The 16,735-nt window shown below is 66.1% G+C and carries 14 protein-coding genes, 2 tRNA genes and 1 riboswitch; all 16 genes read left to right on the top strand.

Annotated elements, in window-relative coordinates; genetic code table 11:
* The first annotated feature begins 215 nt into the window (after positions 1-215).
* The 16 genes from TV39_RS12390 to TV39_RS12315 all read left to right on the top strand — a co-directional run bounded on the left by TV39_RS12390 (position 216) and on the right by TV39_RS12315 (position 16,717).
* Positions 216-3,572, top strand: coding sequence for an Rne/Rng family ribonuclease (locus TV39_RS12390; protein ID WP_043482059.1), 3,357 nt, complete (start codon positions 216-218; stop codon positions 3,570-3,572).
* Between the two features lie 117 nt (positions 3,573-3,689).
* Positions 3,690-3,787, top strand: a riboswitch (TPP riboswitch).
* A complete protein-coding gene (locus TV39_RS12385) occupies positions 3,770-5,341 on the top strand; it encodes a bifunctional hydroxymethylpyrimidine kinase/phosphomethylpyrimidine kinase (protein WP_148315277.1) in 1,572 nt (523 codons plus the stop codon). It overlaps the preceding riboswitch by 18 nt.
* A 348-nt stretch (positions 5,342-5,689) precedes the next feature.
* Complete coding sequence (rplU, locus tag TV39_RS12380) at positions 5,690-5,998, top strand: 50S ribosomal protein L21 (RefSeq protein WP_011692233.1); 309 nt, start codon at positions 5,690-5,692, stop codon at positions 5,996-5,998.
* 61 nt (positions 5,999-6,059) lie between these two features.
* A complete protein-coding gene (rpmA, locus tag TV39_RS12375; protein ID WP_009372867.1) occupies positions 6,060-6,323 on the top strand; it encodes a 50S ribosomal protein L27 in 264 nt (87 codons plus the stop codon).
* Positions 6,324-6,440: 117 nt separating this feature from the next.
* Entirely contained in the window at positions 6,441-8,030 is a 1,590-nt protein-coding gene (obgE, locus tag TV39_RS12370; RefSeq protein ID WP_043482057.1) for a GTPase ObgE, read from the top strand.
* A 64-nt stretch (positions 8,031-8,094) separates the two neighbouring features.
* Complete coding sequence (gene proB, locus TV39_RS12365; protein ID WP_043482272.1) at positions 8,095-9,192, top strand: glutamate 5-kinase; 1,098 nt, start codon at positions 8,095-8,097, stop codon at positions 9,190-9,192.
* Positions 9,193-9,218: 26 nt separating this feature from the next.
* A complete protein-coding gene (locus TV39_RS12360) occupies positions 9,219-10,568 on the top strand; it encodes a glutamate-5-semialdehyde dehydrogenase (protein ID WP_043482055.1) in 1,350 nt (449 codons plus the stop codon).
* A gap of 80 nt (positions 10,569-10,648) precedes the next feature.
* The gene (locus tag TV39_RS12355) at positions 10,649-10,873 is read left to right on the top strand and encodes a hypothetical protein (protein WP_043482053.1); all 225 of its coding nucleotides are present in this window, start codon (positions 10,649-10,651) and stop codon (positions 10,871-10,873) included.
* A 55-nt stretch (positions 10,874-10,928) separates the two neighbouring features.
* Positions 10,929-11,546, top strand: coding sequence for a nicotinate-nucleotide adenylyltransferase (gene nadD, locus TV39_RS12350; RefSeq protein WP_043482270.1), 618 nt, complete (start codon positions 10,929-10,931; stop codon positions 11,544-11,546).
* A gap of 8 nt (positions 11,547-11,554) precedes the next feature.
* On the top strand, positions 11,555-12,877 hold the full coding sequence (locus TV39_RS12345; RefSeq protein WP_043482051.1) for a hypothetical protein: 1,323 nt from the start codon (positions 11,555-11,557) through the stop codon (positions 12,875-12,877).
* Between the two features lie 101 nt (positions 12,878-12,978).
* On the top strand, positions 12,979-13,380 hold the full coding sequence (rsfS, locus tag TV39_RS12340; RefSeq protein WP_011692226.1) for a ribosome silencing factor: 402 nt from the start codon (positions 12,979-12,981) through the stop codon (positions 13,378-13,380).
* Between the two features lie 138 nt (positions 13,381-13,518).
* Positions 13,519-13,591 (top strand) — tRNA-Ala (locus TV39_RS12335).
* A 211-nt stretch (positions 13,592-13,802) separates the two neighbouring features.
* Positions 13,803-13,875 (top strand) — tRNA-Ala (locus tag TV39_RS12330).
* A 71-nt stretch (positions 13,876-13,946) separates the two neighbouring features.
* Positions 13,947-14,297 carry a zinc ribbon domain-containing protein YjdM gene (locus tag TV39_RS12325; RefSeq protein WP_043482049.1) on the top strand — a complete coding sequence of 117 codons (351 nt, stop codon included), beginning with the start codon at positions 13,947-13,949 and terminating at the stop codon, positions 14,295-14,297.
* Positions 14,298-14,351: 54 nt separating this feature from the next.
* Positions 14,352-15,479, top strand: coding sequence for an NAD(P)-binding domain-containing protein (locus TV39_RS12320; RefSeq protein ID WP_082049702.1), 1,128 nt, complete (start codon positions 14,352-14,354; stop codon positions 15,477-15,479).
* A gap of 95 nt (positions 15,480-15,574) precedes the next feature.
* Positions 15,575-16,717 (top strand): class I SAM-dependent methyltransferase, encoded by a 1,143-nt coding sequence (locus tag TV39_RS12315; protein WP_043482268.1) that lies wholly within the window; start codon positions 15,575-15,577, stop codon positions 16,715-16,717.
* Positions 16,718-16,735 lie beyond the last annotated feature (18 nt).

Here is a 16,735-nt window from a genome sequence, read left to right as displayed (position 1 = left end):
TCCCGGCAATGCCATTGGACGGCACCTGGTTGTGGCTTTCAGGAACAACGGGTTTCAGAACAACGCCACCGGCCCTCCAGGGCTGCCGCACCCCACTGCCGGTGCGAACCTGAGGGTATCCAATTGACTTCTGTCAACGCCTGCGGGTTTTGACAATATGCGCCCCAATGGGTGCCGGATGTGGCGGTGCGTCAGGGGCAGGAGTGTCGCTACATATGGATAATGACCAGGTTCTAAACGTTAACGAACAAACCGCTGCCGGCGACGAAGCTGCAGCTCCACAACCGCCGAAGCGGGCCATCCGGACCAGGCGCAAGGCCGCCCCGAAGGCGGACGCCGTTGAAGCCGGCGAATCGGCGGAAGCCCCTGCCGAGGCCGCTCCCGAGGAAAAGCCGCCGGCGCGCCGCAGCCGTTCACGCAAGAAGGTGGAGCCTGCCGAGCCGCTTCCGGTATTCGCAGCCGAAGCCTCAGCCCCGGTCGAGGCAGGGCAGGCTGACGCTGCACCCGAAGGGGAAGCAGCAGCGCCGGCCGAAGTCGTTGAAAAGCCGGTCCGCCGGCGCGCCTCGCGCGCCAAGGCCCCCGCAAAAGTTGCGGACGCCCTGCCGGTCGCTGAGCCTGCGGCCCAGGATACCGCCGTCCAGGAAGCCGCCACCGTTGCAGAGCCGGCAGCCGAAGACGACGTAGCCGCCGCAGGCCAGGGAACTGAAGGCCAGGAACCCGCAGTCCAGGAGACAGCGGGCCAGGAACCTGCCGCTCCCGTGAATGAGGCTGAGCAGCCCGCAGCGGCCGAAGCCGCCAGCCCTGTTGGCGCCCTCTTCCTCGAGCCCGGCTCGGTGACCTCCATGATTTTCCAGGCACCGGACCTGAGCACCGTGGTCCGCCCGGCAGCGACGCCAGCCGTGGCCAAGGAAAGCGAAGAGGAAGACACCGAAGAGGACAGCGAGGAAGTTGACGCCGGCGGCTCCCGCCGCCGCCGCAGCCGCGGTCGCCGTGGCCGCAGCCGCGTAACCGACCGGGAAACTGCCAGTGACACCGAAGCAGCCGAAGGCACCGCGGGCGACGAAGACACCGATGAGGAGTCCACCCGTACCGCGGACGACGGCGTCACCTCCCGTCGTCGTCGTCGTCGCCGTCGCGGTGACCAGGACCTCGAACTGACCGGCGGGGGAGACGACGACCCGCCCAACACCGTGACCCGGGTCCGTGCCCCCAGGGCGATCAGCGAGGCGCCGGTCAACAACCGCGTCACGTCCGTCAAGGGTTCCACCCGGCTTGAGGCCAAGAAGCAGCGCCGCCGCGAATCCCGCGACACCGGCCGCCGCCGTACCGTTATCACCGAGGCCGAGTTCCTGGCCCGCCGTGAATCGGTGGACCGCCAGATGATCGTCCGGCAGCGCGACGACAGAATCCAGATCGGCGTCCTGGAAGACGGCGTCCTGGCTGAGCACTTCGTGTCCAAGACCCAGCAGGACTCGCTGATCGGCAACGTCTACCTGGGCAAGGTCCAGAACGTGCTGCCGTCCATGGAAGCCGCTTTCGTGGACATCGGACGCGGCCGCAACGCCGTCCTCTATGCCGGCGAAGTCAACTGGGACGCCGTCAACCTGGAAGGCAAGCAGCGCCGGATCGAGAATGCCCTGAAGTCCGGCGACTCCGTGCTCGTCCAGGTCACCAAGGACCCGGTGGGCCACAAGGGCGCCCGCCTGACCAGCCAGATTTCCCTTCCCGGCCGCTACCTCGTGTACGTTCCCGGCGGTTCCATGACCGGCATCTCCCGGAAACTGCCCGACGTCGAACGCAACCGCCTCAAGCGGATCCTCAAGGACCGCTTGCCGGAAGACGCCGGCGTCATTGTCCGCACCGCTGCCGAGGGCGCGTCCGAGGAAGAGCTGACGCACGACATCAACCGCCTGCGTGCCCAGTGGGAAGGCATTGAAAGCCAGGCCACGTCCACCAAGATCCTCGCCCCGGAGCTCCTTTACGGCGAACCTGACCTCACCATCAAGGTGGTCCGGGACGTCTTTAACGAGGATTTCTCCAAGCTGATCGTTTCGGGCGAGGAAGCCTGGGACACCATCGAAGCGTACGTAACGTACGTGGCCCCTGACCTTGTGGGCCGCCTCGAAAAGTGGACCAAGGACGCGGACATCTTCTCGGCCTGGCGGATCGATGAGCAGATCCACAAGGCCCTGGACCGCAAGGTCTTCCTGCCCTCAGGCGGCTCCCTCGTGATCGACCGCACCGAAGCCATGACCGTGGTGGACGTCAACACCGGCAAGTTCACCGGCAGCGGCGGCAACCTTGAGGAAACCGTCACCAAGAACAACCTGGAAGCGGCTGAGGAAGTGGTGCGCCAGCTGCGGCTGCGCGACATCGGCGGCATCATCGTGATCGACTTCATCGACATGGTGCTGGAATCCAACCGCGACCTCGTGCTGCGCCGCATGGTGGAGTGCCTTGGACGGGACCGGACCAAGCACCAGGTTGCGGAAGTGACCTCCCTGGGCCTGGTGCAGATGACCCGCAAGCGGATGGGCACCGGCCTGCTGGAAGTCTTCGGCGAGCAGTGCGAGGCCTGCGCCGGCCGCGGCATAGTCACCCATGACGAGCCGGTGGAACACCGCCGCGCCAACACCGTTGCCGCCGAACATCACGTGCAGCGGACGGAAACGCCGCAGCCTCCCCGCACGGAGCGCAAGAGCCGCCGCCGGGGCAAGGGCGGCCAGCCGGTTTCCGAGGCTGCCCCGTCGACGCCGGCTCCGGTGCACCATGAGCCCACCGACGCCGAACGCCATGCCAAGGCTGAAGCAACCCGCGTGGCGCTGGCCAACATCGCAGCGGCAGCACATGCTGCCCACCTGCACGACGCCGAGACCGGCCATGCAGCCCCTGCAGCCGCGGCTCAGGCAAGTGCCGCACAAGCAGTAGGCCAGGCACTGGCCGCCCAGTCTCCTTCCGGGATGGCGGGAATGCCGGTCAGGGGAGGGGCGGCCCAGCCCGCGCCGGCCCAGCCGTCCACCACGCAGCCCGCCACGGCCCGGCCGGCCAAGGTGTCGGAAACCGAGGTGGCTGCTGCAGGGCGCCCCGCGGCGGTCCTGACCTTCGGCGGCGAAAAGGTGGCCTTGCCGTTTGTTGAGCACGCCGGGGAAGCACCTGCCACCGGAGCCGCCCTGACGCTCGACCGCCTCGCCGAGGCCTTCGCGCACCTGGGTGAGCCGGCTGCCACTGAGGCCCCGGCGGAACCGGCTGAACAGCAGGCCCCGGCCGCCCAGGCACAGGCCCGTGTTCCGTCGGCCCAGTCACCGGCAGCGCAGGCTGCTGAACCCGACTACACCGACCACACCGCGGTACAGGGCCGGGCACGCCGGCCCCGCCGCAACCGGAGCGCCAGCCGCGCCCAGGGCGCAGCCAACGAAACGTCCGTGGAACACCACGAGACTGCTCCGGTTGCAGCGTCAGGGCACACCCACGAGGCAAAGGCACCCGAACCGGCGAAGGTGGACGTGCCCGCCAAAGCGCCGGCCAGCGAGCCGATCATCCTCGGTGTGGGAGTGCCGGCCTCCGAGCTCTGATTCCACAGCTCTCTGATCCCACCAGCTGACATCGCGGGTGCGGCCCGGAACCGGCGTAGCAATACGCCGGTTCCGGGCCGCACCCGCGTTTTCGTTGCGGGGAAACAGCTAGGCTAGGGGACTGACACGGGGTGCCGCGCACAGGGCCGGCTGAGATCCACACCCGTTGAACCTGTCCGGTTAGCACCGGCGAAGGGATGTCTCCTTTGGCTATATCTTTCCTGCCCACCCCGGCCTCCGACGTCGTCCACGGATCAGCAACGGGCGGCGCCGCACGGCGAAACACCCCGCGGGTCCTGGCCATCGCCGGTTCCGATCCGTCCGGCGGTGCGGGGATCCAGGCGGACCTCAAAAGCATTGCCGCAAACGGCGGCTACGGCATGGCTGCCATTACTGCCCTGACGGCGCAGAACACCCGGGGCGTTCGTGCCGTGCATGTTCCCCCGGCGGAATTCCTGACCGCCCAGCTTGAGGCCATCAGCGACGACATCACCATCGACGCCGTCAAAATCGGCATGCTGGGGGACTCTGCTGTGATTGCCGCTGTCCGCAGTTGGCTGGAGAGGTCCCGCCCCGCCGTCGTGGTTCTTGACCCTGTCATGGTCGCCACCAGCGGCGACAGGCTCCTGCAGGAGGCCGCCGAAGCGGCATTGCGGGAACTCCTGCCCCTTGCCGACCTCGTCACGCCGAACCTGGCAGAACTGGCGATGCTCCTCAACGAACCGCTCGCGGAGGACTGGGAGGCGGCACTCGCCCAGGGCAAGCGGCTCGCTGCCCAGGCGGCCACCACCGTGCTCGTCAAGGGCGGACACCTCGACGGCGGTGAGTGCCCCGACGCGCTCGTCAACACGGAGGGTCTGCTCGCCCGGGACGTCGTGGTGGTCCCCGGCGAGCGGATTGACACCACGAACAGCCACGGCACAGGCTGCTCCCTGTCCTCGGCCATGGCCACCACGCAGGCAAGGCTGGGGGACTGGGAAGCGTCCCTGCGTACCGTAAAGCCGTGGTTGCAGGGAGCGCTCCGTGAATCCGGAACCCTGGACGTGGGGGCAGGCAACGGCCCGGTGCACCATTTCCACCATCTGGCACCCAAGGGCCACGCGGCGCCGGCCGAAGGCGAGTTCGCTGCGGCGCTCCGGCAGGACGCCGGACCGGACCTGGACGCCATTTACGGGTTGGACTTCATCCGTGGCCTGGCCGATGGTTCCCTCACCGAGCAGCACTTTGCGTATTATCTTGCCCAGGACGCCATTTACCTCAACGGCTATTCCCGGGTGCTTTCCCGTGCTGCCGCGATTGCCCCCACCGAGGCGGAGCAGCTGTTCTGGGCACGGTCGGCGCAGCAGTGCCTTGAAGTCGAGTCCGAACTGCACCGGACCTGGCTCAGCACGCGGAACGTGGACGGAGGGCTGGGTCCGGTCACCAAGTCCTACGTCGACCACCTGCTGGCCTCCTCCGTTTCAGGCAGCTACGGGGTGCTCGTGGCCGCGGTGCTCCCGTGCTTCTGGCTGTATGCCGAGGTGGGTGCCACCCTGCACGGGGAGTTCCTCGCCGCAGGAGCGCCGTCCGGCCACGCCTATGCCGACTGGCTCCGCACCTACGCCGATGAAGAGTTCGCCGCCGCCACGAGGCAGGCAGTGCGCATTGCAGACGACGCCGCCCGTGCTGCGTCCGAAGCGGAACGTCGGGCCATGCGCCTGGCCTTCCGGCAGTCGTGCCGGTACGAGGTGGAATTCTTCGACGCGCCGCGGTTGCATGCTGCACCGTAAAGCGATCCGAAGCCGGTACGATAGTGGGGCACGGTTTCCGGAAGTCGTTGCGGCAACAGTCTGTTTTACGCAGAGTGGCGCCTATCACGTACTACCGCCGGAGCCAGCCTCATTTGCGGCCGAAGGCAAAATTAGCGTATTCTAGATCTTCGGTGCTTACGCCAACACTTGGGTTATAACCTCAGAACGGTCCGTTTGGAATTCCAAATGGCATTGTTCCTTGGATAACTCATGGGTTCCCCCGGGGAATCCACCGGCGTTGAGGCACAGCGTGAACCAGGCCAAACAATTGGACCCAGGTTCCGCACGCAAATCTAGTAATAAACGTCGAGAGAAGTGAGTTCCCCAGTGGTGTACGCGATTGTCCGCGCAGGCGGCCGCCAAGAGAAGGTTTCCGTTGGAGACTTCGTTACCCTGAACCGCGTCCCCGGTGGAGCCGGCAGCACCATTGAGTTGCCCGCACTGCTCCTGGTGGACGGTGACAAAGTCACGTCTGCTGCTGCGGACCTGGCCAAGGTAACGGTTACGGCTGAGATCCTTCAGGACCTTCGTGGTCCGAAGATCGTCATCCAGAAGTTCAAGAACAAGACCGGGTACAAGAAGCGCCAGGGTCACCGTCAGGAACTGACCAAGGTCAAGATCACCGGTATCAAGTAACCTTCCGTTACTTTTCAGGTTTTCAGCAGATTCCCCAGAATTTTTAAGGCAGGCATTTCAAATGGCACATAAAAAAGGCGCGAGCTCCACTCGCAACGGTCGTGACTCCAACGCCCAGTACCTCGGCGTCAAGCGCTTCGGCGGCCAGGTAGTTTCCGCAGGCGAGATCATCGTCCGCCAGCGTGGCACCCACTTCCACCCGGGTGCCGGCGTTGGCCGCGGCGGCGACGACACCCTGTTCGCACTGACCCCCGGCGCCGTTGAATTCGGTACCCGCCGCGGACGTCGAGTCGTGAACATCGTTGCTGCTGCAGCTGCAGAGTAACAACAAGATCCAAACCGGTGGAGCGGGCCATGATGGCCCGCTCCACTGTTCTTTTAACCGCATTACAATCAATTTGGGCGTCCAAGACGGTCAGGTTAAGCAATAGAGGAGATTCACGTGGCGAGCTTTGTAGACCGGGTAGTACTGCACGTATCCGGCGGTACCGGCGGTCACGGCTGTGTCTCCGTCCACCGCGAGAAGTTCAAGCCCCTGGGCGGTCCCGACGGCGGCAACGGCGGTGACGGCGGCGACGTCATCCTGCGCGTCGACCCGCAGACCACCACGCTGCTGGACTACCACCACGCCCCCCACCGCCACGCCACCAACGGCGGACCCGGCATGGGCGACTGGCGCGGCGGCAAAAACGGCGAAACGTTGATCCTTCCCGTTCCGGAAGGCACCGTCGTCAAGACCAAGGACGGCCGCGTCCTGGCCGACCTCGTCGGTGAAGGCACCGAGTTCGTCGCGGCCGCAGGCGGACCGGGCGGACTGGGCAACGCCGCGCTTTCCTCGCAGAAACGCCGCGCCCCCGGCTTCGCCCTGCTCGGCATCGAAGGCGAGTCCAGCGACATCGTCCTGGAACTGAAGTCCATTGCGGACATCGCCCTCGTGGGATTCCCGTCCGCCGGCAAGTCCAGCCTCATCGCCGCCATGTCCGCGGCGCGCCCCAAGATCGCCGATTACCCCTTCACCACGCTGATCCCCAACCTTGGTGTTGTCCAGGCCGGCGACGTGCGCTTCACCATCGCAGACGTGCCCGGCCTCATCGAAGGGGCCAGCGAAGGCAAGGGCCTGGGCCACCACTTCCTGCGGCACGTGGAACGCTGCGCAGCTTTGGTACACGTTTTGGACTGCGGTACGCTCGAAGCTGACCGCGATCCGCTCTCCGACCTCGCAATCATCGAAGCCGAACTCGAAAAATACGCGGTCGACATGAGCTACGCCGGCACCGACGGCGAGGTCGTCCCGCTGAACCACCGGCCCCGGCTGGTTGCCCTGAACAAAGTCGACCTGCCTGACGGCAAGGACATGGCCGAGTTCGTTCGGCCCGAGCTTGAGTCCCGCGGCTACCGGGTGTTTGAAATCTCCGCCACGAGCCACGAGGGCCTGCGCCAGCTTGGCTTCGCCATGGCAGAGATCGTCAAGGCCGCCCGCGACGCCGTGGCCGCCACGCCGCCCAAGGTGCACGCTCCCGTGCTGCGCCCCCGGGCGGTCAACGAGGCCGGCTTCAAGATCCGCCGCGAGGAAAAGAACCTCGAGCCGCTGTTCCGCGTCCTGGGCGACAAGCCCGTGCGCTGGGTCAAGCAGACCGACTTCACCAACGAGGAAGCCATCGGCTACCTCGCAGACCGCCTGGCCAAACTGGGCGTGGAGAACGAGCTGTTCAAGCAGGGCGCCAAGCCTGGCGACACCGTAGTAATCGGTGAAGACGACGGCGTGGTGTTCGACTGGGAGCCCACCATGATGGCCGGCGCCGAACTGCTCGCCTCGCCCCGTGGCACCGACGTGCGTTTCGCCGACATCGGCGACCGCCCCACCCGCGGCCAGAAGCGCGACGAGCAACAGGAGCGCCGCGACGCCAAGGCAGCGGCCCGGGCCGAGCTGGAAGCCGAGCGCAAGGCCGGGATCTGGACCGAATCAGTCAGCGGGCGCCGTGCGGCACGGCCGCTCCAGGAGAGCGGGCTGACCACCGAAAATGAGGAGTGAACCCCCACACGTGACCGATAATTCCGCAATTGTCATCCAGGAACCCAGGACCGACGACCGCAGCATGCTCGCCAGGGCACGCCGCATCGTCGTCAAGGTCGGATCGTCGTCGCTCACCAGCCTCAAGGGTGGAATCTCCGAAGAGGCGCTGATCGAACTGTCCGACGCGCTGGCTGCCAAGCACAACGGCGGGACCGAGATCATCCTCGTTTCCTCCGGCGCAATCTCGGCAGGTCTTGCCCCGCTTGGCCTGGTGAAGCGTCCCCGGGACCTCGCCACCCAGCAGGCAGCCGCCAGCGTCGGCCAGGGCCTCCTGATGGCCCGCTACACGCACGCTTTCGCGGCGCACGGCGTGACGGTAAGCCAGGTCCTGCTGACCGCGGACGACCTCATGCGGCGCAGCCACCACATGAACGCCTTCCGTGCCTTGAACCGGCTCCTGAACCTGGGCGTTGTGCCCGTGGTCAACGAGAACGACACTGTGGCCACGCACAAGATCCGCTTCGGAGACAACGACCGGCTGTCCGCCCTGGTGGCGCACCTGGTCCGCGCTGATGCCCTGGTGCTGCTCTCCGACGTCGACTCGCTGTATGACGGGCCTCCCTCGAAGGGGGCCAAGCGCATTCCCCAGGTGGACGGACCCCAGGACCTTGAGGGCGTCAACATCGGCAAGCCCGGTCAGGCCGGTGTCGGGACCGGCGGCATGCAGACGAAGGTGGAGGCCGCCACGATGGCCGCCGACTCGGGTATCCCCGCACTGGTCACCTCCACCGCGAACGCCGCCGCGGCCCTGAACGGCGAAGACGTCGGAACGTGGTTCTCCGTCAACAGCGGCCGCAAGTCGGTGCGCATGATGTGGCTGGCTCACCTTGCGCACGTGCAGGGCCGGCTGATTCTTGACGACGGCGCCGTCACCGCAGTCCGTGACCAGCACTTTTCGCTGCTCCCGGCCGGTATAACGGCCGTTGAAGGCACCTTTGAGTCCGGCGACGCCGTCGAAATGGTTTCGACGGCAGGTACCGTGATCGCGCGCGGACTGGTCAACTATTCCTCGGACGAGTTGCCGCAAATGCTGGGTCGTTCCACTGTGGAACTGGGGGAGTCCCTCGGCCGCGGCTTCGACCGTGAGGTTGTTCACGTTGATGACCTGGTTCTGGTCTAACGGGCTGGTTCCCCTAGACTTGAATGATGACTGAGGCACTGATTCACCAAGCCGCCGAGAAATCCAACGACTCCACGGAGGCATCTTCCACGCCGGAAAATGCCCAGCTGACACCGGCTGACGTCGAGGCTGCCGTGTACGCCATCGCGGATCGGTCCCGGCATGCTGCCCGCAGCATGGCACGCGCAAACCGCGCCTGGAAGGACAAGGGACTCCGTGCCATCGGCGCGGCCCTGCTCCAGAACAAGGCGCAGATCCTGGCCGCGAACGTCAAGGATGTGCAGGCCGGCCGCGCCAATGGAACGTCCGCGGCCCTGCTTGACCGCCTGACGCTGAACGACGCACGGATTGAGGCCCTGGCCGGCGCGCTGGAAAACCTTGCCGGCCTGCCCGATCCGGTGGGAAACGTGGTCCGCGGCCAGACGCTTCCGAACGGCCTGCGGTTGCGCCAGGTCAACGTGCCCATGGGCGTGGTTGCGGCCATCTACGAGGCCCGTCCCAACGTGACTGTGGACATTGCAGGGCTGGCGCTGAAAAGCGGCAACGCCGTGATCCTGCGTGGCGGCACGGCCGCAGCAGCCACCAACGAGGCCCTCATCCGGGTCCTCCGCGATGCCCTCGACTCTGTCGGCCTTCCCGCAGACGCCGTCCAGACCGTGGACCAGTACGGCCGTGAGGGGGCCAACGTGCTGATGCGGGCACGCGGCCGGGTGGACGTCCTGATTCCCCGCGGCGGCAGGGACCTGATCCAGACGGTGGTGACCAATTCCTCCGTCCCGGTCATCGAGACCGGCGAAGGCAACGTCCATATCTTCATCGACGAATCCGCCAGTGAAGACATGGCGGTGGATATCCTCCTGAACGCCAAGACGCAGCGGCCCAGCGTCTGCAACACCGTGGAGACCCTCCTGGTGCATTCCGGATCCACGGTGCTGCCCGCGGTCGCGGCTGCCCTCCGGAAAGCCGGGGTCACCCTGCACGCCGACGAGCGGGTCCGCGCCGCGTTGCCTGCGTCCGTGGAATCCGTTCCGGCCACCGACGAGGACTGGGCCACCGAGTACATGGACCTGGACCTCGCTGTCGGCATGGTGGATAGCCTGGACGAGGCAGTGAAGCACATCCGTAAATGGTCGACCGGCCACACGGAGGCCATTCTTACCAACGACCTCGCCAACGCCGAACGCTTCATTTCCGAAATCGACTCAGCCGCGGTTATCGTCAACGCCTCCACCAGGTTCACGGACGGCGGTGAACTGGGCCTGGGTGCCGAGGTGGGCATTTCCACCCAAAAGCTCCACGCCCGCGGTCCCATGGGGCTTACCGAACTCACTACCACGAAGTGGATCGTCCAGGGCGAGGGCCAGATCCGCAGCTGACAACGCTGTAACATGGAACAGAAGTCCGGAACGGCGGGGATGACCGCCGTCGTCAATGTGTGAACTCTTTAGGGGAGAAAATGCTGTTGCAGCAGGTGGGCGCGTCCGTCGCCGAACATGAAGAACTGGCTCCGCTGTGGGCCGAACCGTGGGTCTTTGGTGTGTCGATCTTTGCGATCATGCTGGTCCTGATGTTCGTGACCCTGTCCTACAGCAACCTTGGCAACCGGCACGAGGCTGTCGAGGAGCACTCGGATCCCCACCGCCAGCACCCGAACAAGCACGATCACAGCCAAGGCCACTAACATCACTGCGGTCCTGAAGCGGCGCGGCGCCAAGCGCCGCCTGCGTTTAGGTGTGATGGGTGGGACCTTCGATCCCATCCATCACGGCCACCTTGTTGCGGCCAGCGAAGTTGCGGCGAAGTTCGGCCTCGACGAAGTGGTGTTTGTACCCACCGGCCAGCCGTGGCAGAAAATGAGCAAGAAGGTCAGCGAGCCGGAGCACCGGTACCTCATGACAGTCATTGCCACGGCGTCCAACCCCAGGTTTACCGTCAGCAGGGTCGATGTGGACCGTCCCGGACCCACGTACACGATCGACACCCTGCGCGACCTCCGTACGCAACGGCCGGATGCTGACCTTTTCTTCATCACCGGCGCGGACGCCATGGCACAGATCCTGTCCTGGAAGAACATCGATGAGCTGTGGTCGCTGGCGCACTTCGTCGGTGTGACCCGGCCGGGGCATGTCCTCGACGGGATGGGCAGGAAAGACGTCAGCCTCCTGGAGGTGCCCGCAATGGCGATTTCCTCCACTGACTGCCGGACGCGCGTCGCAGCCGGCAACCCTGTCTGGTACCTCGTGCCCGACGGGGTGGTCCAGTATATTGCGAAATACGGCCTGTACGCCGGGCAGTCCGACCCCGACACCAGTGCCGCACTTACCGAGTTACACGAACCAGCCAGTACCGAGTGAGTTGTTAGATGAGCCAGGAACAGCCTCCCCTCCGCAGCCGCCGCGAATTGCGGCAGGCAAGAGATGAGCGCGCGGAATCACGCCAGGACACGGTGCCCAGTGCACCGGGTCAGGTTCCTCCTGCCTCAAAGGTGCCGGAGAACGGCGCACCGGCCCCTGCCTCAAAGGTGCCCGGGAACGGAGCACCGGCCCCTGCCAGGGAGGACGGCACCGGCCGCATCCGCCGAGTGGCTCCTGGTCCGGTCGATTCGGTCCGTACGCCCTCAGGATCCGAGCGGTCCTCGCAGAGCCGCGCACGGGACCGTGCCGCCCTGCGCACCATCAAGGAACTCGCGCAGAAAGAGGAGCGTCTGTCCGGCGGCGGACCGCCTACCCGCCGCCAGCTCCGCCTCCAGCAGCTCCAGGCCGAGGCCGCACCTGCCACCGCTGCGAACCTGATCGTTCCGCCGGCCCGCACCTCCGCGCAGCGCACTGTGCCGCAGGCTGGCCCGGGTCAGCCGGCGCCGCAGGCTGGCCCGGGTCAGCCGGTGCCGCGCCCCAAGTCCCAGCAAGCAGAAGTTCCGGCCACGGAAGCTGCAGCGGCCAACCCGGACAGCAAGCTCCCCGGGGGCATGACGGTGGAACAGGCCCTCGCGGCGCGTTCCCTCATCGCCGAACAGGCCAGGAACCAGATCGCCAAGATGGAGCACATCGCGGCGAACGATCCTGAAGCGGTGGATCCGGAGATCCTCGCGGAGCAGATCGCCCTGGCCGAGCGTGCCGCCATCCTGAACAAGCGGGCCATGGCCAAGCAGAAGCTGGCTGAGCAGGCCAACCAGCCGGCCCATCCGAAGACCGAGCCATCAGCCGTCAGCAACCTCGCGATGGTTACGCCGCTGGAGTTCGAGAAGGTTCCGGGAATTGACCGGCCGGTGATGAAGAAACCGGCCACCTCGTATGTTCCGGTGGTCACCAATCCCGGTCCCAGGCTGCAGCCCGCCGGCACCAAGGGGGCGCGTAAGCCTGGTCCCGCGAGGCGTACCCAACGCCCTGCCACAGGCCGGGCAGGGGTGCTTGCCCGTGCCGAGGCAGCCGCCCAGGCTGCAGCCGATCCTGCGGCAGCGACGGTTCAGGCTTCCGGGGAACCCTGGGCAGCTGACGCCGGCGAAAATTTCGTGGACAGGCCGCGCGTGGCCGCCAACACCGCCTACGGCCTGGAACCGCTGGACGCCGTCACTGCCGGGCTGGGCAGGGCGCACCGTATCCGGCTGCTGCAGCTGGCGGTCCTCGCGTTGGGGATCGTGGCGTTGATTGCAGGCGTCACCATGATCATCAGCGGCCTGGCGCCCTGATTCAACGCACCGGCGCAGCACGCGCTGCTGCCCTCCCGCATTACGACGCTGACATCAACGGCGCCGGTCCTACATAGCTTTTAACCACAACAAGGAGTCCCGTGACTGCAACCGATTCATCCATCGCCATAGCCCGCGTCGCCGCGCGCGCTGCTGCGGACAAAATAGCCCAGGACATCGTTGGCCTGGACGTCAGTGAGCGGCTGGCCCTGGCGGACGTCTTCCTGATCGCCTCGGCGCCGAGTGAGCGCCAGGTCAACGCAATTGTCGACGGCATCGAAGAAGAACTGGGCAAGCAGGACCTCCGCCCTGTCCGCCGCGAGGGCCGCTCCGGCGGACGCTGGGTCCTGCTGGACTACTCCGACGTCGTCATCCACGTCCAGCATGAGGAAGACCGCGTCTTCTACGCCTTGGAGCGCCTGTGGAAGGACTGCCCAGTGGTTGATCTCCAGCTCGGGGAAGACACCTCTGCCAAAGCGGCCGTTTCCTCGGACAGCGAGTAGTCCCGACTCGGCCACTGAATATGCCCGATTTGGAATTTTCTGAAGGGCTGTTCTAAGATATTTGAGTTGCTTCGGAGAGATCCGGACAAAAAACGGGCCCGACAGTGCAGACTGAAGGTGCCGGAGCAATGAAAATTCGGGGCTGTGGCGCAGCTGGTAGCGCACCTGCATGGCATGCAGGGGGTCAGGGGTTCGAGTCCCCTCAGCTCCACCGAATAGTCCGTCGGAATCGAAAGATTCCGGCGGACTTTTTTTGTTTCCACACCCGGACCCCCCGCCCTGTTTTCGGTGCCCACTGTTCGGTTTCAGGCGGCGTTCGCGGACGGCCCGCCGTGCTCCGCAGCCGAATTGGCGTCTTACACGATTGTGGTTTAAGATAATCAAGTTGCTTACGGAGATCGCTTCGAAAGAAACATGAGTTTGGGGCTGTGGCGCAGCTGGTAGCGCACCTGCATGGCATGCAGGGGGTCAGGGGTTCGAGTCCCCTCAGCTCCACCCGGACTAAACAACAGAAGCCGCCCGACCGGGCGGCTTCTGTTGTTTTAACGCTCGACTAATATGGGAGCGTGAACGAATCCCTTCCGCCTTGCCCCGAATGCTCCAGCGAGTACACCTATGAAATGGGAGCGCTGCTGGTGTGCCCCGAGTGTGGCCACGAGTGGTCCGCCGAAGCCGCGGAGGCGCCAGAAACCGCGGACGCGGTCATCAAGGACGCGGTGGGAAATGTCCTTGCCGACGGCGACACCGTCACCGTGATCAAGGACCTCAAAATCAAGGGGACCTCCACCGTCATCAAGGTGGGGACGAAAGTCCGGGGCATCCGGCTCACCGACGGCGTGGGAGACCACGACATCGACTGCAAGGTGGACGGCGTCGGCCCCATGCAGCTCAAATCCAGCGTGGTCAAGAAGGTCTAGGCAGGTCCCGAAATCGCCCATGCCCAGGCGGCGGAACCGCAGGCCGCAGATGTAGTGGTGATCGGTGCGGGCCAGGCCGGTTTGTCCGCTGCCTACCACTTGCAGCGGCGCGGCTTCCTGCCGGCGGGAAAGACCGCCGACGCAGCGGTCGTACAGGGATCTCCGGGATCATACGTGGTGCTCGACGCCGAAGCCGGAGCCGGCGGGGCCTGGCGCCACCGCTGGCAAAGCCTCAGGATGGCCACCGTCAACGGCATCAGCGACCTGCCCGGCATCCCCAAACCCGACGTCGACCCGGCGGAGCCGAGTTCAGGATTCCTTTCACGCTACTTTGGCGACTACGAGGACGGACTCGGGCTGAACATCGTTCGTCCCGTGAAAGTCCGCTCGGTATCCCGGGAAGACGACGAGCCCTCCGGGCGGCTCAGGATCGAAACCTCCGCCGGCAACTGGTCCGCGCGGGCTGTCATCAATGCCACAGGCACCTGGACCAGGCCGTTCTGGCCTATCTACCCGGGCCAGTCCACCTTCAAGGGCAGGCAGCTGCACGTGGCCGACTACGTGGCCGCCGAGGAATTCCGGGGACAGCACGTCATTGTGGTGGGCGGCGGCATATCGGCTGTTGGCCTTCTCGACGAGATATCCCGGGTGACCACCACCAGCTGGTTCACCCGCCGGGAACCGGTGTGGCGCGATGCCGCCTTCGACCAGAAGGCCGGGCATGACGCCGTCGCCCTCGTTGAAGAGAGGGTCCGGCAGGGGCTGCCTCCGCAGAGCGTGGTGTCAGTCACGGGACTGATCTGGACTCCCGCGCTGCGTGCGGCGGCTGCGCGCGGCGCCCTGTACCGGAACCCGATGTTTACCGCCATAGAGCCCCACGGTGTCCGGCTGGACGACGGCAGCTTCCTGGCGGCCGGCGTGATCCTCTGGGCCACCGGGTTCCGGGCCGAGCTGGAACACCTTGCTCCGCTGCACCTCCGCGGCAGCGGAGGGGGCATCGCCATGGACGGCACCCAGGTGGCAGCGGAGGAACGGGTCCACCTGGTGGGTTACGGCCCGTCGTCGTCCACCATCGGTGCCAACCGCGCCGGCCGTGCGGCAGTGGCCGGCATCGTGAGGATGCTCGGGCGCCGGGGCCCCGACGGAATCCCGGCGGCATCAGACGGGGCTGTTTCGCGGTAGGTTTACCGGGTAGCTTTTCGCCCGGTGGATCCTTCCCGGTCGGCGGAGCGACTGCCAGCGGCATAACGATGGACAGGGAAGAAGGCAGCTTGGACGTGGCGGAAAACAGCGTGGAATCAGTATTTTCCGGCCTGCGCCGGTTCCCTGACGTTGAAGCCCCCAACCTCCAGGCCTGGGATGCCACTGACAAGCTGCTCCTCGAAACGGCGGCCGGACTTCTGGGACCGGACAGCTGCGTGGCCGTGGTCGGTGACCGCTACGGCGCCCTCACGCTCGCGGCGCTGGCCGCCTTCGGCGTCCGGCAGGTGAAAGTGCACCAGGACCTGATCACGGGGGAGCGTGCGCTCCGCACTAACGCCGCGGCGCTTGGGGTCGTCGCCGGTTTTGACCAGCTGCCGCTCGGTGCGGCCCTGTTTGACGGTGCCGACGTGGTGCTGCTCCAGTTGCCCAAAACCCTCGCGGAGCTTGAGGAAGTGGCCGACGCCGTCGCCCGCTACGCCGCGCCGCACGCGATCCTGCTGGCAGGCGGGCGGATTAAGCACATGAGCCTGGGCATGAACGCCGTCCTGCAACGCCACTTTAACAACGTCCAGCCACAGCTGGCGCGGCAGAAATCCCGGATCCTGATCGCCAGGGACCCCAAGCCCGTCACCGGACCGGCGCCGTTTCCAGTGGCCGACCGCAACAGCGAAATCGATCTCACGGTCTGCGCACGGGGCGCGGTATTTGCCGGCACCAAGCTCGACATCGGCACACGGTTCCTGCTGAGGTACCTGCCGGACATGCCGTCGGCGGGGAACGTGGTGGACCTCGGATGCGGGACAGGCATATTGGCCGCCATGTACGCCAGAAGCCATCCGGAATCGAAGGTCACGGCGACAGACCAGTCAGCGGCCGCGGTCGACTCCGCCCGGGCCACCTCGGAAGCCAACGGCCTGGCCGGCCGGATCACCGTTCTCCAGGACGATGCAATGGCCTCCCTGCCGGACGGAAGCGCCGGCCTCATCCTGTTGAATCCGCCCTTTCACCTGGGTGCCAGCGTCCACGCCGGGGCCGGGATCAAGATGTTCCGTGCCGCCGGAAGAGTGCTGGCGCCGGGCGGGGAACTGTGGACCGTCTACAACAGCCACCTGCAATATCTTCCGGCCCTCGAAAGGTTTGTTGGTCCCACCCGCGTGGCGGGCAGGAACGCCAAGTTCACGGTGGCTGTCAGCACCGGACGCGCCCCGCACGAGTGACGGTACAAGTGCCGCGGG

The sequence above is a fragment of the Arthrobacter sp. SPG23 genome (assembly GCF_000876655.1).
Lineage (GTDB): Bacteria > Actinomycetota > Actinomycetes > Actinomycetales > Micrococcaceae > Arthrobacter.
The sequence above is the reverse complement of the archived record's forward strand: the minus strand, read 5'-3'. Positions and strand labels throughout refer to the sequence as shown.